The 17,656-nt window shown below is 68.6% G+C and carries 22 protein-coding genes; 13 read left to right on the forward strand and 9 right to left on the reverse strand.

The features are described from left to right. A complete protein-coding gene (locus ASE12_RS11000) occupies nucleotides 1–594 on the reverse strand; it encodes a uridine kinase (protein WP_056400287.1) in 594 nt (197 codons plus the stop codon). Between the two features lie 123 nt (nucleotides 595–717). Here ASE12_RS11000 and ASE12_RS11005 point away from each other — a divergent pair, with 123 nt between their 5' ends. Continuing rightward, complete coding sequence (locus ASE12_RS11005; RefSeq protein ID WP_056400290.1) at nucleotides 718–918, forward strand: hypothetical protein; 201 nt, start codon at nucleotides 718–720, stop codon at nucleotides 916–918. Here the strand turns inward: ASE12_RS11005 and ASE12_RS11010 are convergent. From ASE12_RS11010 to ASE12_RS11020, 3 genes are read right to left on the reverse strand one after another with little or no spacing between them, the layout of a single operon-like run. Next, a complete protein-coding gene (locus ASE12_RS11010) occupies nucleotides 865–1,623 on the reverse strand; it encodes an SDR family oxidoreductase (RefSeq protein ID WP_056400295.1) in 759 nt (252 codons plus the stop codon). The two genes, ASE12_RS11005 and ASE12_RS11010, sit on opposite strands and share 54 nt — an antisense overlap. A gap of 1 nt (nucleotide 1,624) precedes the next feature. Next, on the reverse strand, nucleotides 1,625–2,425 hold the full coding sequence (locus tag ASE12_RS11015; RefSeq protein WP_056400298.1) for an SDR family NAD(P)-dependent oxidoreductase: 801 nt from the start codon (nucleotides 2,423–2,425) through the stop codon (nucleotides 1,625–1,627). Nucleotides 2,426–2,450: 25 nt separating this feature from the next. After that, nucleotides 2,451–3,092, reverse strand: coding sequence for a histidine phosphatase family protein (locus tag ASE12_RS11020; protein ID WP_056400301.1), 642 nt, complete (start codon nucleotides 3,090–3,092; stop codon nucleotides 2,451–2,453). A gap of 84 nt (nucleotides 3,093–3,176) precedes the next feature. Between ASE12_RS11020 and ASE12_RS11025 the strand changes: the two genes are divergently transcribed. Further along, nucleotides 3,177–4,595, forward strand: coding sequence for a hypothetical protein (locus ASE12_RS11025; RefSeq protein WP_056400302.1), 1,419 nt, complete (start codon nucleotides 3,177–3,179; stop codon nucleotides 4,593–4,595). 92 nt (nucleotides 4,596–4,687) lie between these two features. Here ASE12_RS11025 and ASE12_RS11030 read toward each other — a convergent pair whose 3' ends face one another. Together ASE12_RS11030 and ASE12_RS11035 are read right to left on the reverse strand one after the other, a co-directional pair. Continuing rightward, nucleotides 4,688–5,440 (reverse strand): enoyl-CoA hydratase-related protein, encoded by a 753-nt coding sequence (locus tag ASE12_RS11030; protein ID WP_157412901.1) that lies wholly within the window; start codon nucleotides 5,438–5,440, stop codon nucleotides 4,688–4,690. Continuing rightward, complete coding sequence (locus ASE12_RS11035) at nucleotides 5,437–6,297, reverse strand: alpha/beta fold hydrolase (RefSeq protein WP_056400308.1); 861 nt, start codon at nucleotides 6,295–6,297, stop codon at nucleotides 5,437–5,439. Before ASE12_RS11035 ends, ASE12_RS11030 begins: the two co-directional genes overlap by 4 nt. Nucleotides 6,298–6,442: 145 nt before the next feature. Here ASE12_RS11035 and ASE12_RS11040 point away from each other — a divergent pair, with 145 nt between their 5' ends. From ASE12_RS11040 to ASE12_RS11050, 3 genes are all read left to right on the forward strand, one after another. Then, nucleotides 6,443–7,453: a carboxypeptidase-like regulatory domain-containing protein gene (locus ASE12_RS11040; RefSeq protein ID WP_056400309.1), complete on the forward strand. Its 1,011-nt coding sequence runs from the start codon at nucleotides 6,443–6,445 to the stop codon at nucleotides 7,451–7,453. A gap of 33 nt (nucleotides 7,454–7,486) precedes the next feature. Next, the gene (locus ASE12_RS11045) at nucleotides 7,487–8,584 is read left to right on the forward strand and encodes an FAD-dependent oxidoreductase (RefSeq protein ID WP_200955003.1); all 1,098 of its coding nucleotides are present in this window, start codon (nucleotides 7,487–7,489) and stop codon (nucleotides 8,582–8,584) included. A 74-nt stretch (nucleotides 8,585–8,658) separates the two neighbouring features. Then, the gene (locus ASE12_RS11050; protein WP_056404762.1) at nucleotides 8,659–9,516 is read left to right on the forward strand and encodes an NAD(P)-dependent oxidoreductase; all 858 of its coding nucleotides are present in this window, start codon (nucleotides 8,659–8,661) and stop codon (nucleotides 9,514–9,516) included. Between the two features lie 4 nt (nucleotides 9,517–9,520). On the opposite strand, the gene ASE12_RS11055 is transcribed toward ASE12_RS11050, so the two are convergent. Then, entirely contained in the window at nucleotides 9,521–10,381 is an 861-nt protein-coding gene (locus ASE12_RS11055; RefSeq protein WP_082582204.1) for an META domain-containing protein, read from the reverse strand. A gap of 91 nt (nucleotides 10,382–10,472) precedes the next feature. On the opposite strand from ASE12_RS11055, the gene ASE12_RS11060 reads away from it, so the two are divergent. Genes ASE12_RS11060 through ASE12_RS11075 form a run of 4 tightly spaced genes read left to right on the forward strand, consistent with a single transcriptional unit; the run spans nucleotide 10,473 to nucleotide 12,165 of the window. Further along, a complete protein-coding gene (locus tag ASE12_RS11060) occupies nucleotides 10,473–10,844 on the forward strand; it encodes a helix-turn-helix transcriptional regulator (RefSeq protein ID WP_056400315.1) in 372 nt (123 codons plus the stop codon). Beyond that, complete coding sequence (locus tag ASE12_RS11065) at nucleotides 10,837–11,334, forward strand: SRPBCC domain-containing protein (protein ID WP_056400318.1); 498 nt, start codon at nucleotides 10,837–10,839, stop codon at nucleotides 11,332–11,334. The genes ASE12_RS11060 and ASE12_RS11065 overlap by 8 nt, the downstream gene beginning before the upstream one ends. Then, on the forward strand, nucleotides 11,331–11,789 hold the full coding sequence (locus ASE12_RS11070) for a VOC family protein (protein WP_056400321.1): 459 nt from the start codon (nucleotides 11,331–11,333) through the stop codon (nucleotides 11,787–11,789). Before ASE12_RS11065 ends, ASE12_RS11070 begins: the two co-directional genes overlap by 4 nt. Nucleotides 11,790–11,805: 16 nt before the next feature. After that, nucleotides 11,806–12,165, forward strand: coding sequence for a VOC family protein (locus ASE12_RS11075; RefSeq protein ID WP_056400324.1), 360 nt, complete (start codon nucleotides 11,806–11,808; stop codon nucleotides 12,163–12,165). A gap of 1 nt (nucleotide 12,166) precedes the next feature. Here ASE12_RS11075 and ASE12_RS11080 read toward each other — a convergent pair whose 3' ends face one another. Further along, nucleotides 12,167–12,589, reverse strand: a complete 423-nt coding sequence (locus ASE12_RS11080) for an OsmC family protein (protein WP_056400327.1) — start codon at nucleotides 12,587–12,589, stop codon at nucleotides 12,167–12,169. Nucleotides 12,590–12,633: 44 nt separating this feature from the next. On the opposite strand from ASE12_RS11080, the gene ASE12_RS11085 reads away from it, so the two are divergent. Continuing rightward, nucleotides 12,634–13,152, forward strand: coding sequence for a hypothetical protein (locus ASE12_RS11085; RefSeq protein WP_056400329.1), 519 nt, complete (start codon nucleotides 12,634–12,636; stop codon nucleotides 13,150–13,152). Nucleotides 13,153–13,155: 3 nt separating this feature from the next. Here ASE12_RS11085 and ASE12_RS11090 read toward each other — a convergent pair whose 3' ends face one another. After that, nucleotides 13,156–14,754 (reverse strand): FMN-binding glutamate synthase family protein, encoded by a 1,599-nt coding sequence (locus ASE12_RS11090; protein WP_082582205.1) that lies wholly within the window; start codon nucleotides 14,752–14,754, stop codon nucleotides 13,156–13,158. A 181-nt stretch (nucleotides 14,755–14,935) separates the two neighbouring features. Between ASE12_RS11090 and ASE12_RS11095 the strand changes: the two genes are divergently transcribed. From ASE12_RS11095 to ASE12_RS11105, 3 genes are read left to right on the forward strand one after another with little or no spacing between them, the layout of a single operon-like run. Further along, nucleotides 14,936–15,256, forward strand: coding sequence for a 4-fold beta flower protein (locus ASE12_RS11095; protein ID WP_056400332.1), 321 nt, complete (start codon nucleotides 14,936–14,938; stop codon nucleotides 15,254–15,256). Nucleotides 15,257–15,298: 42 nt separating this feature from the next. Continuing rightward, entirely contained in the window at nucleotides 15,299–16,801 is a 1,503-nt protein-coding gene (locus ASE12_RS11100) for an SDR family oxidoreductase (protein WP_056400333.1), read from the forward strand. A 27-nt stretch (nucleotides 16,802–16,828) separates the two neighbouring features. Then, entirely contained in the window at nucleotides 16,829–17,653 is an 825-nt protein-coding gene (locus ASE12_RS11105; protein ID WP_056400336.1) for a DUF1206 domain-containing protein, read from the forward strand. The last annotated feature ends 3 nt before the right edge of the window (nucleotides 17,654–17,656 follow it).

Consider the following 17,656-nt stretch of genomic DNA (forward strand, 5'->3'; position numbering starts at 1 on the left):
TCACGGCATTCCTCGCGCAGCGACATCGTCCGGTACGTACAGCACATCGGCCTCACCCCGCGGATCGAACCGGTCCGCGAAGTCGGCGTCATTGCGCTGCCAGACCTCGGTCCACAACCGTTCGTGGTCGTGGCCGCCGTCGAGATCACGCCGACGACCGCGTGCCCCCGCGGTCTCCAGCTCGACGTCGACCCAGACCGTCAGGTCGAAGCAGCCGTCGAGATCGGGGTGCAGGACGCCGATGGCGTCGACCACCAGCACCGCGACGTCGGGCAACGCCGTCGCCGGAGCCAGCGCCCTGGTCGTCCAGTCGAGGGGCCGGAACCGGACCGGTTGACCCAGACGGTACGGATCGAGCACCTCCTTGCGCATCCGCGCACGTTCCACGCCGTCCCAGTCGTACGAGCGACGGTGCGACCGCACGGGGTCGAGGAAGTCGTCACCCCGCAACCGGAGGCAGCTCGGGATGGTGGAGGCCAGCGCCTTGGCGAGGGTCGACTTCCCGGAGCCGGCGAAGCCGCTGACCGCCACGACCGTCCGCGGTCGGTCGTCGCGCAGCTGCTCGATGTGCGCGACGACGTCCTCGAGGGTCACCTGACGCTCCCCTCCGATCGGCTGCTGAACAGGCGAAAGCGTGCACAACCTGTCGCGTTCCCGACAGTGTGACGTATCTCCGAACCCTGCGTCATCCGTGCACGGGCCACGTAAAATGGGGCGATGACCGAGTGGATCCTGATCGGACTCGTCGTCGTCGCGGCGGTGCTCCTGGCGACGCACGCCGCAGCAGTCGCGTTCGTGGTCAGCAGGATCGTGTTCTCCGGCCGGCCCAAGCAGAAGCAGTGGAGCCCGAAGGAGTCAGACCACTCAGACCATCCGTCGCACGATGCTGAGCGGCGCGTGCTTCATGACCTGCCCTAGCGGGGCCCACGGCCACGCGGGCACGGCGGCATCGACGACTTCCTTCTCGATGTTCTTCACGAGCGCCCGGCAGCCGGTCTCGGTGTCGACCATCATCTTGGCCTCCTGCTGCACCCCCTCGTTCATCTCCGACGCGATGTAGCCGGGGTAGAGCGTCGTCACCTTGATGTCGAGCCCCTTGCGGCCGATCAGGTCGGAGCGGATGCCCTCGGCGATCGCGGCGATGCCGGCCTTGGTCGCGGCGTACGTCGTCATGGACGATGGCATGCCGCGCATTGCGGACATCGACGAGATCACGACGAGGTGCCCGGACTTGCGCTCGTAGAAGTGCTCCATCGCCGCCTCGCACTGCGCGATCGCCGCGATGAAGTTGGTCTCCGCGGTCTGCTTGTTCGCGTGGAACTTGCCCGTGCCGATACGGCCACCCTTGCCGAGCCCGGCGTTGACGATGACGCGGTCGAGCCCGCCGAGCTCCTTGATCGCCTGCTTGAACACCGTGAAGACCCGGTCGTGGTCGTTGACGTCGAGCTCGTGCACCACGACCTCGATGCCGGGATGTGCGGCGAGCAGCTCGTCGCGCAGCGCCTCGAGCCGGTCGAGCCGCCGAGCGGTGAGGGCGAGGTGGTGACCCTTGGCGGCGAGGATGCGGGCCATGCCGGCGCCGAGCCCGGAGCTGGCCCCGGTGATGAGAACGTTCTTGCGCATGTCAGTCCTTCTTCGACATCTGGACGGAGGCCTTGGCCATCATCGAGTAGTAAAGCGGGCGGGCAAAGCGCTTGGCGGCGTACGCGATCTTGCCGTCGCGATCGGTGAGGATGATGTGCCGGCCCTTCTCGACGCCCTTGATGACCCGGCCGGCGATGACGTCGGCGCTGAGCTTGGCGTTGTCGATCAGCTTGGCCGCCGACTTGTTGGCCGACTCGTCCTTGCCACGCAGCGACTCGGTGAGGTTGGTCTTGAAGAACGTCGGGCAGATCACCGAGACCTTGACGCCGTAGGGCTTGAGCTCGTGGAACAACGTCTCGCTCAGCGCCACGACGCCGGCCTTGACCGCGTTGTACTCGCTCATCCGCGGCGGGTGGACGAGACCGGCCGCCGACGCGGTGTTGACGATGTGGCCGCTGCCCTGCTGCTTGAGCATCGGCGCGAACGTACGGCAGCCGCGTGCGACGCCGAGCAGGTTGATGTCGACGATCCACTGCCACTGGTCCATCTCGGACAGCTCGATGCGCCCGCCCGCGGCGACCCCGGCGTTGTTGAAGAGGTAGTCGAGCCCGTCCCACTGCTCGACGACCCAGTCCCGCGCGGTCGCCCAGTCGACGTCCTGGGTCACGTCGAGCCTCGCGTACGTGACCCGGTCGAGGCCACGCAACGGCTCCGGCACGTCGGTGTGCACGTCGGTCGCGAGGACGCGACAGTCCCGATCGGCGAGCTGGCGTACGAGCGCGAGTCCGAGACCGGACGCCGCTCCGGTGACGAGGATGCGGGACCCGGGTGCGATGGACATGTTCAGATACTAGCGGTATCTCAAATCAGCGATAGGTGATCAGGTCCCTCGGCAGGTGGGTGCTCTCGTTGAGGGCCAGCAGCCGCGGCCCCGTCGAGCCGACGATGACCGTGCTGACGGCGGCATTGATCATGACGTCGTTGATCCGCTGGAACGCCGAGTCGTCACCGGTCAGCAGGTGCGAAGCGACCATCGCGATCGGGCCGCCGGAGGTGAACACCGCGATAGACCGGCCCGGCCCGGCGGCGGCGGCGACCTGGCCGAACGACGTCATGACCCGGTCGACGAACGCCTGATAGGTCTCGTCGTGGTCGCCCTCGCCGGCGATCCATCCGTCGAGGGCGACGTTGAGGTGCTGCTGGAACGCCTTGGCGTCGAGCGTCAGCGATGCCGGGTCGTGCGCCCGGGCAATCGCGAGGTGGTCGTACTCGTTCCAGCCCTCGTCGACGTCATAGCCGTCGCCCTGCCCGCACGCGTCGATCGCCGCGATCGCGGTCTGCGCGTGCCGCTTCATCGAGCCGGCGACCGCCGCGGTGGGCGCCCAGCCAGATGCCTCCCAGGACATCCCGAGTGCGGTCGACTGCTGCATGCCGGTCGGCGAGAGCTGGTCGTAGTCATCGGACCCGAACGACGCCTGGCCGTGACGGATGAGGTGGACGGATCCCATGCCGGGAGCCTAGCGGTGGGGCTCACGCAAAAGTTTGGGTCACATGACTCGTCAGTAACCGAAATTCGCTCCTAGTCTGAGCGGATGGGACTTGAGGGAGTGTCGTTTCCTACGGACAGCACGTCAGCAGCGGCCCGGACGATCCTGTCCGACGCGTTGCGCAAGGCCGACCCGGTCGGCGCGCGGGCGGTCGAGAACGAGACCAACTGGCGCCGCAACTACCTCAACCACTTCCGTCGTGCCCTCGAAGCCGGCATCGGCGAGGCCACCGCCGCGCACTCGATCGCGGCCGAGGGCCTGCGCAGCGCCCACGACCTGATGCGGTTCGGTGACGTCGCGCTCGACGACGCGATCACCGGCACCGCTCTGTCACAGGTGTTCCACACCCGCACCGTCACGGGAGACGCCGAGCCGGAGACCGAGCTGTCGATCCCCTATCGCGGCGAGCGGCTCCGCGGCCAGGCGCTGCTGGACCAGCTCGACGCATGGGTCGACCGGGGCGTCATCACGCAGTCGTGCTCCGAGGCGGTCCAGACGGTCCAGGACAACCCCGAGTGGCTGCGGCTCGAGGGCGACACGATCGTGGTGCTGGGAGCCGGCGCCGAGATGGCGCCCTATCGCGCGTTGCTGCGCTGGGGTGCCGAGGTCGTCGCGATCGACCTGCCCCGTCCCGACATGCAGGAGCGCGTCCGCACGTACGCCGAGCAGTCGGCCAGCCGCGTGCACGTCCCGGCCCGCATCGTGACGAACGGCGACGACGACTCCGGCGCCGACCTGGTCACCGAGCTGTCGGCCGTCGCGCACTGGCTCGACGGGTTCAAGGGCCGCCTGGTGCTGGGCAACTACTGCTATGCCGACGGCTCGTCCCACGTACGGGTGTCGATGGCCGCCGACGCGCTCGCCGCCCACCTCGTGCAGCAGCGACACGACACGGCACTCGCGTTCCTCGCGACACCGACCGACACGTTCGCGGTGCCGGCGGCCGAGGTCGCGTACGCCAACCGCGCCTACGCCGAGTCGTCCAGGATGCTTCGCGCGCCCTTGCGGATGATCAGCGGAGGCCGGCTCCTGCAGCGCAACTACCCGCCCGGCGCCGACCCCGGCGTGTGCGATGCCCTGGTGCCGCAGCAGGGTCCCAACTACGCCCTCGCCAAGCGACTCCAGCGCTGGCGCGCGACCACCGCGCGCGACCAGGGCACGACGGTGTCGCTCAACGTCGCACCCGCGACGCGTACGCGCTCGGTCGTCAAGAACAAGGCGCTCGCTGCGGCGTACGCGGGGGCGCACCGGTTCGGCGTCGAGGTCTTCGAGCCGGCGACGAGCAACACGCTGATGGCGGCCCTCATGGCGTACGACCTGAAGTCCGGCGCCCCCGCGCAGCCGGAGCCGTGGCAGGACGAGGCGGTCAACGCCGCACACGGCGGGCTGTGGACGACGGCCTATCACCCGCGCAGCGCGCTGGGACTCGCCGCGGTGCTCGGCATCGGCGCCCTCCGAGGCTGACGCCCGCCACGCCCGCCAACTTTTGAAGCGTTGGGCAGGCTCCCAGCCGGTTTTACCTGCGCAAGGCTTCAAAAGTTGGCCAGGAGCCCGGCTCAGCGACCGGTGAACGTGGCCTTGCGCTTGTCGAGGAACGCCTGGCCGCCCTCGGCGAAGTCGGCGGTCGAGAACAGGGCGATCTGACCGGCGCGCTCGCGGTCGAGCGCCTCGTCGAGGTGGCTCAGAGTCGTGGCGTTGATGGCCGCCTTCGTGGCCCCGAGCGCGACGGTCGGGCCGTTGCCGAGCTTGTCGATCAGTGTCGCCAGCTCCGCGTCGTACGCCTCGTCGTCGAGCGACTTGTGGATCAGGCCGATCTCCGCCGCGACGTCGGCGGGGAGCCGCTCGCCGAGCAGCGCCATCCGGTTGGCGCGGGCGCGGCCGATCGATGCCGCGATGAGCTCGGTGGCACCGCCGTCGGGCATCAGGCCGATGTTGACGAAGGCGAGCAGGAAGTAGCTGGACCGCTTCGCCAGCGTGAGGTCGGCGGCGATCGCGATGGAGACACCGACGCCGGCGGCGAGGCCGTTCACCGCGCTGACGACGGGCACGGGCGTACGCGTGATCGCCCGGACCAACCGGTTCGCGCCGTCGAGCGTTGCGGCGCCGTCGAAGCCGGGGCCGAGCGCGGCACCGGAGCTGAACGCCCGACCGCTGCCCGTGATGACGATGAGGCGCAGGTCCGACGCCTCCTCGATCGCAGCGGCGGCATCGTCGAGCATGTCGGCCGTGAGGGCGTTGAGCCGCTCGGGCTCGTTCCACGTGATCGTGAGGACACCGTCGGTGGTGTCGAGCAAGACGGACGTGCTCATGGGTTCCTCCATTGGCCGAGCAGCGTCTGCAGCACCGCGATGAGCGCGATGGGCTGGTCGAGCATGATGTGGTGGCCGGCGTCGCGGATGACCGTGACCGGCACGTTGCGGCCCAGGCGCTCGGCGACGACGTCGGTGATGTCGGTCGTGGCCATGCCGCGCTCGCCGCGGATCAGCGCGATGTCGCAGGTCGCCTCGGCGAGGTCCTCGGGCTCCATCCGCGCCCGCAGGAAGATCCGCGGGTCGAACTTCCACGTCCAGCCGCCCTCGACCTCCCGGATCGAGCCTACGGCGATGTGCTGGTGGATGTAGGGCAGCGTCGCGGCGTCCGCCGGAAGCGTACGGAAGCGAGCCAGGATGGATTCGCGGTCGGCATAGGTCTTGTTGCCCGGCACGTGCTCCTTGGCAACCCATTCCCGCGCCTCGGGCGACATCTCGCGGACCGGCGAGTCGATCGCCGCGGCTCCGCGGATCGCGTGGCCATGGCGCTGGGCTGCGGTCAGCACCACGAAACCGCCCATGCTGTGACCGAGCAGGACTGGCGGTTCGTCGGACTCGGCGCGGGCTACGGCCATGAGCTCGTCGGCCCAGGCATCGAGCGAGTAGCGCTCGCGCCGACCGCTGTCGCCGTGCCCGCTCAGGTCGACCGCGATGACACGATGCCCTGCAGCGAGGTGAGGCGCGACGTGGTCCCACCAGCCGGCGTGGGCCGCACCGCCGTGCACCAGGATCGCGACCGGGTCGCCGCTCTTGCCCCACGCGCGGTACGCGATGCGTACGCCGTCGGCGTCGACCTCGGCCCGGTCGTACGACTGCCCCAAGGCATCGGTGAACCACGTGGGAATCTCTGGGCTCATCCGAGGCCTCCTCACGTGCCTGTTCGGGCCGACTCTAGGCCAGCCGCCCAGTCGAACCGCGTTCAGGTTCGCGCCGAGTCTAAGAACTTCCCCAGTGTTGATGGTTGCGCGCAGAAACCTTGCCGGATCCCGACATCATGAGCACGTGAAGATCTCGGGTCGTTGGTCGGCCGTCCCTCCTGTCGTCCTCGTCGCGTCAGCAGTTCTGACCGCAACCGTCCTGTCGGGACCCGCCCAGGCCGCCACGACGCCCACCATCTCCGGCACCGTGACCAACCAGCAGGGCGAACGCCTCAGCGACATCGTCGTCCTTGGCGAGCGTTACGACTCGACTGATCACAGGTGGCAGGTCGAGGACCGCACCAGCACGAACGCGAACGGCCAGTACTCACTCACGTCGCGCGCCGGGACGTACCGCCTCTTCTTCCACGACATGCAGTCCGCCGTCTACGCCCAACGCTGGTACCCGAACGCCGGCTGGTCCGGCGGCGCAACGTCGATCACGGTCACCCGCTACTCGGTCCCACGTCGCAACGTCGTCATGCCGGTCGGCGCCACGATCAGCGGCACGGTGAGTCCCCGCCAGGCCGGCTTGGTGGTCGAGGCTGACAGCCATCCCTGGAACGTCGTCCCGGACGGCGAGGACGACCCTCACTTCGACGTGACGGACGACGACGGGCACTACACGATCACCGGGCTTCCGGCCGGAACCCAGCACGTGAAGGTCGAGGCTCGAGACCCCGCACGAGGACCCGACGACACGGCGCAGTTCTGGTACGGCCAGAGCGCGTACTACGAGAAGTCGACCCCCGTGAGCACGCCGATCGGCAAGACCGTCACCGGCATCGACATCACGGCACCGGTCGCCAAGCACATCACCGGCAGGCTGCGGTTGCCGAGCCGGGTGTCGCCGCGGCGCGCGATCGTGTTCGTCTGGGATCGCTACGACAACCTGGTCGAGCAGGTGAACACCGAGCTGGACGGCACCTGGAAGGCTCCGGTGGCCGCGGGCTACTACAAGATCCAGTACGGGGTCGACTACGGCGCCTCGTTCGAGCAGAAGTGGCACGGCGGCACGAGCTTCGGGACGGCCTCCAGTGTCGTGCTCTCGCCCACGGCGACGTCAGCCACGGTGAACGACTCCATGCACTTCTAGGCTTCCGAGCCGAGTGGCTGGCAGGATCGAATGATGCAGCAGCCGAGCGTCATCGTGGTCGGCGGCGGCGCGATGGGTTCGAGCGTCGCGTGCGAGTTGGCGCGGCGAGGTCATCAGGTCACGGTCCTGGAGCAGCACGCCATGCTGCATCCCCAGGGCAGCTCTCACGGCTCGTCCCGGATCGTGCGACTCGTCTACGACGACCCGTTCTACGTACGGCTCGCCCTGACCGCCCGCCCGTTGTGGGACGAGCTGCAGCAGCAGAGCGACCTCGAGGTGTTCCGCCAGACCGGCGGCGTCGACCACGGTCCCCGCGAGCTCCTGGAACCCTTCGCTGCTGCGCTCGACCAAGCCGGGGTGGCGTACGAGTGGCTCACCGCCGAGCAGGCCGCAGATCGCTGGCCGGGCCTGCGCTTCGACCAGACCGTGCTGTTCCAGCCCGACGCCGGGGTGGCGCACCCCGACCACACGCTGACGATCCTGCAGCGCGAAGCCATCGCGCACGGCGCCGCATGGCATCCGCACACTCGGGTCGATGCGATCGACGAGACGGATGCCGGCGTCAGCGTCACGGCGGGCGAACGTACGTTCACCGCCGACCGGGTCGTGCTCACCGCCGGCGTCTGGAGCCACCGGCTCGCCGACCTGCCGGCCGAGACCGCGACCCAGGTGCAGCCTGCTCACTTCACGCCGAACGACGAGGCAACACCGTGGCCGACGTTCATCCACCGCCGCACCGACGAGCACGGCGAGGCGATCCCCGAGGCGTACGGGCTGCCGTCGCCCGATGGCATCAAGGTCGGCTTCCACGGCGGCGGCAAGGTGGTCGACCCGGACGATCGCGACTTCGCGGTCGTCGAGGCAGAGGTCGACGACCTTCGAACGTACGTCGGGGAGTGGCTGCCCGGCGTCGACCCCGCGACCCTCGACTCCGGCACCTGCCTCTACGGCGGCCTGGCCGAGGACGACTTCATCATCGACCGCACCGGCCGGCTCACCATTGCGGCCGGGTTCTCCGGGCACGGCTTCAAGTTCGTGCCGCTCGTCGGCCGCATGGTCGCCGACCTCGTGGCGGGCACCGCAGATCCCGAGCCGAGGTTCACTGTGGGGGCACATCGACCTGTGGGGTGAGGCAGGATGTCTCCAACAGCGACGTCGGTCACAGTGAACGACTCCCTGCGCTTCTAGGCCTTTAGGGTGTGACCATGTCACTTGCAGGCAAGACCATCATCATGTCCGGCGGGTCCCGTGGGATCGGCGAGGCCATCGCGCTGCGCGCCGCCCGGGACGGCGCCAACGTCGCCCTCCTCGCCAAGACGACCGAGCCGCACCCCAAGCTGCCCGGCACGATCTACACCGCTGCGGCGGCGATCGAGGAGGCCGGCGGCAAGGCGCTCCCGCTCGTCGGTGACATCCGCGACGACGAGTTCGTCATCGACGCCGTCGCCAAGACGGCCGAGGCGTTCGGCGGCATCGACATCGTGGTCAACAACGCGAGCGCGATCGACCTGACCGACACCGCCGAGGTCTCGATGAAGAAGTACGACCTCATGAACGACATCAACACGCGCGGCTCCTTCCTGCTCGCCAAGTCCTCGATCGAGTGGCTCAAGAAGTCCGACAACGCCCACATCCTGACGCTGTCACCACCGCTGAGCCTCGACCCCAAGTGGTTCACGAAGCACACGGCCTACACGATCGCCAAGTACGGCATGAGCCTCGTGACGCTCGGCCTCAGCGAGGAGCTGCGCCCGTTCGGCATCGCCGCCAACTCGCTGTGGCCGCGCACCGCGATCGACACCGCCGCGGTCCGCAACGTCGTCGGCGCCGGCCTCGTCAGCCACTCCCGCACGCCGGCGATCATGGCCGACGCGGCGTACGAGATCATCACGAAGCCGAGCCGCGAGTACACCGGCCAGTTCCTGATCGACGACGACGTGCTCGAGGACGCCGGCGTCACAGACTTCTCGATCTACCTCAACGGCGGCACCGAGGAGGAGCTCGCGCTCGACTTCTGGGTCGAGCCCAAGGGCCCGCACAACCCCGAGCTCACGCTGCACTGACGGTTTACTCGATGGCGGGGGCCAGGTAGGCACGGTCGGCGACGACGTCCTCTTCCCACATCCGGAAGTCGCGGCCGTGCATCAGACGTACGGGCGTCCGCGGATCGATGCCCAGGTTCTCGACGACCGTCCACGCCAGCTGCTGACGCTGCAAGGCATGCCCCTCGGCGGACAGGTCGCAGAGTGCGCCACCGCTGCCGGTCAGCGTGACCGTGACGCGGGCGGAGGTCTGCTCGATGGACTTGACGCCGGTGCCGCGCCTGCAGAACGTACCCCAGTAGGTCGAATAGGTCCTGCCCTTCATCGGCTCCCCCGCCATCAATGCCTCGATCGCGGCTGCGGTCCGGGCCCGTGGTGTCCTGACGTCGAGGCTCGGCCAGATGGGTGCTGGCACCGCCACCAACTGGTCGGTGTCGTTGTCGACGAGGAACATCGTGGCCGGCGTCTCCGTCCGGCGCTGCATCGTCTTGGTCTTCCCGTCGACGGTGTAGCTGAGGGCGGTGCCGTCGACTCTCATGCCGGTGAACGACACGACTCTGTTCCGAGGACACCCCACGAGCGTCGAGCTCTCGACCTTCGCAGTGACTGTCGCGGGGGCCGGATCCAAGGCCCAGGTGCCGCCCACCGAGTTGCAACCGTCGTAGCCGGCGAACGTGCCGTCGTAGTTGAACCGGATGTACGGCGTGTTGGGGCCTCGGGCGGTCTTGGGAGTGGCGCCCCAGGTCCCGAGCAGCTGGCGCTCGGTCACCGACGGGCCAGCGTCGGACGGCGTTGCGTGCGTCGGCGACGGCCCGTCGGAGCCCAGCGTGCAGCCGCCGAGGAGCAGGACGAGCACTCCGGTGGCTTGGGCCGCAACGGTTCGCATACTTCACTATGTCGGCGCGGTGACGCATCGTCTCGAAGTTTCTCCACCAAGGTACTTGACACATCGGTTAATTAACGAATACGTTAAATGCATGGCAACCGATCAGCTCAGCAAGGTGTTCTCGGCACTCGCCGACCCGACGCGGCGTGACATCCTCACGCGGCTGGGTCAGGGGGACGCCACTGTCACCGAGCTCGCCGACCCGTTCCCGATCAGCCTCCCGGCGATCTCGCGACACCTCAAGGTGCTCGAGACCGCCGGCCTGATCAGCCGGGACAAGCGGGCGCAGTGGCGGACGAACAGCCTCGAGGCTGCGCCACTCAAGGAGGCGACGACGTGGATGGAACACCTCAGCCACCTGTGGGATGACCGCTTCGACCGTCTCGACGCGCATCTCGCCGCCATGAAGGCCCTGCAGGACCCCACGGACACCGACAAGGAAAAGGGACAGAACGATGACTGAAACCACGTACGAGGTCAACATCTCGCGCTACTTCGACGCCCCGCCGGAGCTCGTCTACCGGGCGTTCTCGGATCCCGAGCAGCTGGCTCAGTGGTTCGGGCCGCTGATGTTCGTCGTCCCGATCGACACCGTCGACATCGACGTACGGAGCGGTGGCCACTGGAAGATGACGATGGTCGGCAAGGACAACCCCGAGTGGCGGGCGCCGATCAACGCATCGTTCACCGAGGTCGTCGAGAACCAGCTCATCGTCGGCTACGAGACCGCCGAGTCGATCCCCGGCATCGAGGACGGCACGCAGATGTCGCTGTCGATCGAGTTCATCCCCGAGGGCGACGGCACTCGCCTCCAGCTGCGCCAGGGCCCGTTCCCCGAGCAGATGCACGAGATGAGCGAGCTCGGCTGGAACCAGTCGTTCTACAAGCTCGACGCCCTGCTCGCGACGCCGGCGCAGTACCGCAACACGCCCACGGAGGCGGACGCGTCATGACGACGATCACCCCGTTCCTGTGGTTCGACGACAACGCCGAGCAGGCCATCGAGCGCTACCGCACGGTGTTCGACGACACCGAGGTCGTCGACGAGAACCGGCTCCCCGACGGCGCGCTGTTCGTCGCGACCATCCGCCTCCAGGGCACGACGCTGACGCTCATGAACGGTGGGCCGATGCACAAGCTCACCGATGCGTTCTCGCTGTCCGTCAGCGTCGAGACGCAGGAGGAAGTCGACCGCATCTCGGACGCCCTCATCGAGGGTGGCGGTGAGCAGGGTCCGTGCGGCTGGCTCGTCGACGCGTTCGGCCTCTCGTGGCAGGTCGTGCCCACGCTGATGATGCAGCTGTTCAGCGATCCCGACCGTGAGAAGGCCGGCCGCGCCCAAGCCGCCATGATGCAGATGAAGCGGCTCGACCTCCAGGCTCTTCAGGATGCCTTCGACGGCAGGTGAGTCGTAGGCTGGCCGCATGATCGGCCGGCTCCACCACATCATCCTGGACGCCGCCGACCCTCAGGGATCGGCGGCGTTCTGGTCTGCGCTGCTGGGTCAGCCGGTCACGTACGACGACGGTGACTTCGTCGTCGTGTCGGTCGACCAGGAGACCTCCGGCATCGCATTCCAACGAGCGCCCAACCACGTGGCCCCGACCTGGCCCGATCCGATCGTCGGTCAGCAGGTGCACGTCGACGTCGCGGTGGACGACCCGGCGACGGCAGGCCCGGAGGTCGTGGCACTCGGCGCCCGGCATCTCGAGGACGACGTCTACGCCGATCCGGCCGGCCACCCGTTCTGCCTGATCCGCCGGCCGCCGTGGATGTCGGCCTGACTCAGACGGCTCGCGCCTCGACCGGCGTACCGACGACCACCGTGCGCGTGACCGTGCACAACCGGTCGTGGGACTGGGCGATCGCCCGCGGCAGGCTCTCCTTGGCGCGGTCACCGTCGTCACCCTCGGGGAACGTCACGTCGAACGTCACCTGGATGTTGGTGAGCCGGTTGCCGAGCTCGTCGCGGATCTTGTCGGCGCGGATCGAGACGTCGAACGACTCCGGGTCGACCCGCTTGCCGACGAGGTAGTCGACGTCGATCGCGCTGCATCCGGCGATGCCGGCCAGCAACAGCTCGATCGGGGTGAAGTCATCGTCATTGCCCTCGCCGAAGTCCAAGGTCTTCCCTCGTACGTTCGTCGCGCGGAAGCGGGCCTTGCCGGTACGGGTCAGCTCAACGGATCGCTCGGAGTCAGTCGTCATACCGCGACGCTATCTCGGCGGATGGAGACAGGTAGGCTCCGCTGGTGCTCAAGACCCTCGCCGCCCTGACCTCGGTCGCCGCCCTCACGTCACTCGCGGGCTGCGGCAACGCCGTCGATGCCGAGCCGCCGGCCGGACTGGCGGGGATCTCGGTGACGGCCGGAGGCCATCTCGTGATCGACGTGTTCGTCTGCCGCGACAAGGTCGACAAGATCGAGATCGCGCGCGACCGGGAGGGACTGAAGGAGACGGAGGAGAATCCCGTCGTACGCACGTACACCTTCGAACGCCCGATGACCGGCCACATCACCCTGGACCTCGCCAGGCCTGCGGCCGGCTGGTCACCCCAGGCCCCGACCACGTTCGAGGCCGGCAAGGGCTACATCGTCACCGGCGAGAGCAGCAAGGGCTACGACAGCGAGACGTTCCAGGTGAACGTCGAGGGCGACGGCGTCGACGCGCTCAAGCCCGGCGCGGTCTATACGTCCGACGACGACACGACGAAGCTGACGGCCCACACGCCCGCGGAGTTCGAGAAGAACGCCAAGAAGGTCTGCGCCTGACGATCAGGTGATCCCGGTCGTGAGGTCCTGGCCCTGGGGCTTCTCGCCCTCGCCCTGCTCGATCGACCGGGACTCCGGACGCGAGCCACCCGGGGCCATCATCTCGGTGATCTCGGCAGCCAGCGAGGCGTTCAGCTCGCCCCAGCCGACCTTGTAGCCGTAGACCGTCCGCAGCGACCGGGCCTCGTAGTCGCCGCACATGATGTCGACGTCATCGGCCGTGATCAGGCTCGGGTGCGCGACGCCGACCGACTCGGAGACCTTGACGATCTCCTTGCGGAACGTCCGGATGTATTGCGCGCAGCGCTCCGCCTTGGAGGTCGGGTCGAGCCCGTGCGCCAGCCACGGGTCCTGCGTCGCGACGCCGGTGGGGCAGCGGTCCGTGTGGCACTTCTGCGACTGGATGCAGCCGATCGACATCATCGCCTCGCGGGCGACGTTCATCATGTCGGCGCCGAGCGCGAACGCCACGACGGCGTTGTCGACCAGGCCGAGCTTGCCCGACCCGATGAACGTGACGTCGTCGGTCAGTCCGGCCTCGGCGAACGTCCCGTAGACCCTGGAGAAGCCCATCCGGAACGGCAGCGCGATCGAGTCCGCGAAGATGGGCGGCGACGCACCGGTGCCGCCCTCGCCGCCGTCGATCGTCACGAAGTCGACGCCGCGATCCCGCTTCGACATGAGGCGGGTGAGCTCGTACCAGAACTCCATCTCGCCGACCGCGCTCTTGATGCCGACCGGCAGACCCGTCTCGGTGCCGATCAGCTCGACGAAGTCGAGGAGGCTGTCAACGTCCGTGAACGCCGTGTGCCGCGACGGACTCGCGCAGTCCTGACCCATCGGGATCCCTCGGATCTCGCTGATCTCCTGCGTCACCTTGGCGGCCGGCAGCAGGCCACCGAGCCCCGGCTTCGCGCCTTGCGAGAGCTTGATCTCGACCGCCCGGACGGGTGCTGACTCGACGACCGCCTTGAGCTTGTCGAGCGAGAACGTGCCGTCCTCGTTGCGGCAGCCGAAGTACGCCGTTCCGATCTGCAGGGTGATGTCGCCGCCCTGCCGGTGGTGCGTCGACAGGCCACCCTCGCCGGTGTTGTGCATGCAGCCAGCGAGCTTGGCGCCGCGATTGAGCGCCTGGATCGCGTTGCCCGACATCGACCCGAAGCTCATGCCGGAGACGTTGATCAACGAGTCCGGGCGGAACGCCTTGGCCCGGCCGCGCGGCCCGCCGAGCACCTTGGCGCTGGGCAGCCCGATCTTCTCGGCGTGGTCGTGGGGCAGCGAGTCGGCGAACGTGCGGTGCTTGATGATCGCGTAGCCCGGCGTGTGCTCGATGTCGTTGTCGGTGCCGAACCCCGAGTAGTTGTTCTCCTGCTTCGACGACGCATAGATCCACGAGCGTTGGTCACGGCTGAACGGCCGCTCCTCGTCGTTGCCGGTGACGATGTACTGCCGCAGCTCCGGGCCGATGGTCTCCAGCCAATAGCGAGCGTGCGCGAGAACCGGATAGTTGCGCATCAGTGCGTGCTTCTTCTGCGTCAGGTCGCGCACCGCCACGGCACCGAGAGCGACTCCGACTCCACCGATGACACGGCTCAGCTTCATGTCCAAGTCCTACTCCCCGCCCCAAGGGTTGTCCATCTGAACGTGCCGCTTGGCGACGTGATCGGGCAGCTGGCAAAGGACTAGTCCTTTTGAGCCATTTTTGCTTGGCACGCAACAAATGCCCGCAATCGCAGGCTCGCGGTCGTACGGTCGAAGGGAAGCGCTGGAAGGACTTTCTCGGATGAGCGTCTATCTGTTCGACATGGACGGCGAGCCCATCGCGTTCAGGCGGACCTGGACCGACCCGTACGTCTTCGACCTGTCGGGTCGCTGGATCGGCTGGTTCCCCTGGGACGACCACGACGCGGTGGACCGCGCGGGCCACTACCTCGGCACCGTCGTGGACGACCGGCTCGTGCGCCGCAACGACTGGTACGAGCGACCGTGCCCCGCGACCCCGGACGGCCCGGGCGACGCGATGCCGACCGGACGGCCCATGACGCCGCACGCGTTCCCCAACCGGTTCGCGTACGAGGACGCGCTCGTCCACCACCTGACCTAGTTTCGGCATGCGGCAGCGTGCCGCACCCCGGAGACTGGTGGGATGCCCGCCACCCGCAGCCTTGTCACCGGAGCGACCGGCTACGTCGGTGGCCGTCTCGTGCCCCAGCTTGTCGCCGCCGGGCACGACGTACGCGTCATGGTCCGCGACGAGCGCAAGGCCCGGGCCCACGACTGGGCCGACGACGTCGAGATCACCCGGGCCGACGCGACCGAAGCCGACCAGGTCGCCGCAGCGCTCGACGGCATCGATGTCGCGTACTTCCTGCTGCACTCGATCGGCAGCGGCAGCGACTTCGCCGAGACCGAGCGCGGGATCGCCGAGACGTTCGCCGCAGCTGCCAAGGCCGCCGGGGTGCGCCGCATCGTCTACCTCGGCGGCATGTCACCCGAGGGCGAGGAGCTGTCGGAGCACCTGCGCTCCCGCGAGGAGGTCGGCGAGATCCTGCTCGCCTCGGGCGTGCCGACGGCGGTGCTGCAGGCCGGCGTCATCATCGGCTCCGGCTCCGCGTCGTTCGAGATGCTCCGCTACTTGACCGAGCGCCTGCCGGTCATGGTCACGCCGAAGTGGGTCCACACCCGCATCCAGCCCATCGCGATTCGCGACGTCCTGCGCTATCTCGTCGCGTGCGCGTCGTTGCCGGAGGAGGTCAACCGGCGCTTCGACATCGGCGGGCCCGACGTGCTGACCTACTTCGACATGATGCAGCGATACGCCGCCGTCGCAGGGCTGCCCAGGCGGCGCGTGCTGCCGGTGCCCGTGCTGTCGCCGGGGCTGTCGAGCCACTGGGTCGGCCTCATCACCCCGGTGCCGGCGAGCCTCGCGCGGCCGCTCGTCGAGTCGCTCCGCAACACCGTGGTCGCGGCCGAGACGGACATCAAAACGTACGTGCCGGACCCGCCTGAAGGGTTGATCGGCTTCGACCGGTCGGTGCAGCTCGCCCTCACCAAGATCCAGGACCTCGACGTGCCGACCCGCTGGTCCTCCGCATCGACGGCCGGCGCGCCCGCGGAGGGCCTGCCGACCGATCCTGACTGGGCCGGGGGCTCGCTCTACACCGATGAACGTACGCGTGAGGTGCGCGCGAGCCCGGAGCACCTGTGGACGATCATCGAGGGCATCGGCGGCCGCAACGGTTGGTACTCGTGGGCACTCGCCTGGTGGGTCCGCGGCCTGCTCGACCGCGCCGTCGGCGGCCCTGGGCTGCGACGCGGTCGGCGCAACGACCGCGACCTCGTGGTCGGCGACGCCCTCGACTTCTGGCGCGTCGAGGAGACCGACGACCATACGTTCCTGCGCCTCCGCGCCGAGATGAAGCTGCCGGGCCTGGCCTGGCTCGAGCTGCAGGTGGGCTCGACCGACGGAGGGACGACCACGTTCCACCACCGGGCGCTGTTCCATCCCAAGGGTCTGCTCGGCCACCTCTACTGGTGGTCGATCTATCCGTTCCACGGCATCATCTTCGGCTCGATGCAGAAGAACATCGCCAAGGCTGCCGAGGCGCTCGAGCACGGCGCTCGACAGGCGGATCGGCCGCAGTCCTGAGACGATCCCTTGGGGAGAGGGAGCGACATGGGAGACGTCCAGTCCAAGGGTGAGCAGGCACGACACAGTGACACGATGCGCGCGGCCGCCAGGGTCGGGCTCGCGGCGTTCGGCCTGGTGCACCTGCTGATCGCGTGGCTCGCCCTGCAGATCGCCTGGGGCCACGGCGGCAAGGCCGACAGCCAGGGCGCCCTGCAAGCCGTCGCCAAGGAACCTTTCGGCGAGGTTCTGCTGTGGGTCGTCGCCGCAGGACTGCTGGCACTGACCGTCTGGCAGGTCATGACCGCGCTGTGGGGGCACCGCTCGGAGTCCGACGAGAAGAGCCGCACCATGAAGCGTCTCGCGGCAGTCGGCCGGGCGATCGTCTATGCCGCGATCGGGTTCTCGGCCGCCCGCACCGCATCGGGCTCCGGGTCCGGGGGCAAGAGCCAGGACCAGGAAGGGGAGGGCCTCACGGCGGACCTGCTCTCCGCCCCAGCGGGCCGGGTCCTCGTCGCCGCGATCGGGATCGGGATCCTGGTGGTCGCGGCCCGGCACGTGCACCGAGGGGTCACCGACAACTTCACCCACGACCTGGAGGCCGGCGCCACCGGCGGGTCCACCGGCTCGGCGATCCTGCTGTTCGGCCGGGTCGGGTACGTCGGCAAGGGTGCGGCGATCGGGATCGTCGGGGCGCTCTTCGGATGGGCGGCACTGTCGTACGACCCGGACAAGGCCGGCGGGCTCGACGACGCCCTCAAGACGGTGCGCGACCAGCCCTACGGCCCCTACCTGCTGAGCCTCGTCGCGCTCGGCCTCGCGGCGTTCGGGCTCTTCTGCTTCGCCTGGGCACGCTACGTCCGTACGCGCTGAGGG

Source organism: Aeromicrobium sp. Root236 (assembly GCF_001428805.1).
GTDB lineage: Bacteria > Actinomycetota > Actinomycetes > Propionibacteriales > Nocardioidaceae > Aeromicrobium.

What these genes read in the sequence shown, in the direction of transcription:
- ASE12_RS11005 (WP_056400290.1), top strand. Translation starts at nt 718, where the DNA reads ATGACCGAGTGGATCCTGATCGGACTCGTCGTCGTCGCGGCGGTGCTC.
- ASE12_RS11010 (WP_056400295.1), bottom strand. Translation starts at nt 1,623, where the DNA reads ATGCGCAAGAACGTTCTCATCACCGGGGCCAGCTCCGGGCTCGGCGCC.
- ASE12_RS11015 (WP_056400298.1), bottom strand. Translation starts at nt 2,425, where the DNA reads ATGTCCATCGCACCCGGGTCCCGCATCCTCGTCACCGGAGCGGCGTCC.
- ASE12_RS11020 (WP_056400301.1), bottom strand. Translation starts at nt 3,092, where the DNA reads ATGGGATCCGTCCACCTCATCCGTCACGGCCAGGCGTCGTTCGGGTCC.
- ASE12_RS11025 (WP_056400302.1), top strand. Translation starts at nt 3,177, where the DNA reads ATGGGACTTGAGGGAGTGTCGTTTCCTACGGACAGCACGTCAGCAGCG.
- ASE12_RS11030 (WP_157412901.1), bottom strand. Translation starts at nt 5,440, where the DNA reads ATGAGCACGTCCGTCTTGCTCGACACCACCGACGGTGTCCTCACGATC.
- ASE12_RS11035 (WP_056400308.1), bottom strand. Translation starts at nt 6,297, where the DNA reads ATGAGCCCAGAGATTCCCACGTGGTTCACCGATGCCTTGGGGCAGTCG.
- ASE12_RS11045 (WP_200955003.1), top strand. Translation starts at nt 7,487, where the DNA reads ATGCAGCAGCCGAGCGTCATCGTGGTCGGCGGCGGCGCGATGGGTTCG.
- ASE12_RS11050 (WP_056404762.1), top strand. Translation starts at nt 8,659, where the DNA reads ATGTCACTTGCAGGCAAGACCATCATCATGTCCGGCGGGTCCCGTGGG.
- ASE12_RS11055 (WP_082582204.1), bottom strand. Translation starts at nt 10,381, where the DNA reads ATGCGAACCGTTGCGGCCCAAGCCACCGGAGTGCTCGTCCTGCTCCTC.
- ASE12_RS11060 (WP_056400315.1), top strand. Translation starts at nt 10,473, where the DNA reads ATGGCAACCGATCAGCTCAGCAAGGTGTTCTCGGCACTCGCCGACCCG.
- ASE12_RS11065 (WP_056400318.1), top strand. Translation starts at nt 10,837, where the DNA reads ATGACTGAAACCACGTACGAGGTCAACATCTCGCGCTACTTCGACGCC.
- ASE12_RS11070 (WP_056400321.1), top strand. Translation starts at nt 11,331, where the DNA reads ATGACGACGATCACCCCGTTCCTGTGGTTCGACGACAACGCCGAGCAG.
- ASE12_RS11075 (WP_056400324.1), top strand. Translation starts at nt 11,806, where the DNA reads ATGATCGGCCGGCTCCACCACATCATCCTGGACGCCGCCGACCCTCAG.
- ASE12_RS11080 (WP_056400327.1), bottom strand. Translation starts at nt 12,589, where the DNA reads ATGACGACTGACTCCGAGCGATCCGTTGAGCTGACCCGTACCGGCAAG.
- ASE12_RS11090 (WP_082582205.1), bottom strand. Translation starts at nt 14,754, where the DNA reads ATGAAGCTGAGCCGTGTCATCGGTGGAGTCGGAGTCGCTCTCGGTGCC.
- ASE12_RS11095 (WP_056400332.1), top strand. Translation starts at nt 14,936, where the DNA reads ATGAGCGTCTATCTGTTCGACATGGACGGCGAGCCCATCGCGTTCAGG.
- ASE12_RS11100 (WP_056400333.1), top strand. Translation starts at nt 15,299, where the DNA reads ATGCCCGCCACCCGCAGCCTTGTCACCGGAGCGACCGGCTACGTCGGT.
- ASE12_RS11105 (WP_056400336.1), top strand. Translation starts at nt 16,829, where the DNA reads ATGGGAGACGTCCAGTCCAAGGGTGAGCAGGCACGACACAGTGACACG.